Genomic DNA, 948 nt, shown 5'->3' on the forward strand with positions numbered 1-948 from the left:
GTACGAAGGGGCGGGTGGGGTCGAGGGGCCCGCCGGTGGGCATGCCGCGCGCGGGCAGCAGCAGTGCCAGGTGCTCGTAGACCTCCTGTGCGGAGGCGGGGCGGTGCTGCGGGTCCTTGGCGAGCAGGCGCAGGACCAGGGCTTCGAGTGCCTCGGGGACCTCGGGGCGGATGCGGCGCACGGGCAGCGGTGGTTCGTACAGGTGCCGGTGGAGCACGCCGAGGGCGGTGGACCCGGCGAACGGCACGTCTCCGCTGAGCAGTTCGTGCAGGAGTACGCCGAGTGCGTAGAGGTCCGTGTACGGGCCGACCGCGCCGCCCATCGCCTGCTCGGGTGCCATGTAGGCGGGCGAGCCTATGGGGGTGCCGGTGTGGGTGAGGCGGGTGGTGTCGGCGTCCATGACGGAGGCGACGCCGAGGTCGAGGACGGTGACGGTGCCGTCCTGCTTGACCATCACGTTGCGCGGCTTGAGGTCGCGGTGGACGATCGGCACGGCGTGCACGGCGCTCAGTACGGCGCACAGCTGGGCCGCCACCGCGACCGCCCACTGCCAGGGGTACGGGTCGTGCTCGGCGAGGTGGTCGGAGAGGTCGGCGCCGTCGACGTACTGCATGACGAGGAACAGCTCCTCGCCCTCGCTGCCCGCGTCGTGCACGGTGACGAGGCCGGGGTGGTCGACCTGTGCGGTCACGCGGCACTCGCGGACGAACCGGCGGCGCAGTTCGTCGGCCTCCTGGCCGGCCACCTTGTCGGGGCGCAGCAGCTTCACCGCCACGCGCCGGTCGAGCCGCCGGTCGTACGCCGTCCAGACCTGGCCCATACCGCCCTGGCCGATGAGGGTGGACAGCTCGTACCGGTCGGCGACGACACGTCCTGTCGCCACGGTCACCGTCCGCCCTCGTGGTTGCCGGTGCCGTTGCCGTTGCCGTTGCCGTCGTGCTTGCGCAG

At 72.6% G+C, this 948-nt stretch carries 1 pseudogene; it reads right to left on the reverse strand.

Annotated elements, in window-relative coordinates:
• Positions 1-820, reverse strand: a pseudogene (gene pkaE, locus EBH09_RS14680) (serine/threonine protein kinase PkaE); the annotation flags it as partial.
• Positions 821-948 lie beyond the last annotated feature (128 nt).

The organism is Streptomyces sp. E2N166 (assembly GCF_003671715.1).
GTDB lineage: Bacteria > Actinomycetota > Actinomycetes > Streptomycetales > Streptomycetaceae > Streptomyces > Streptomyces thinghirensis.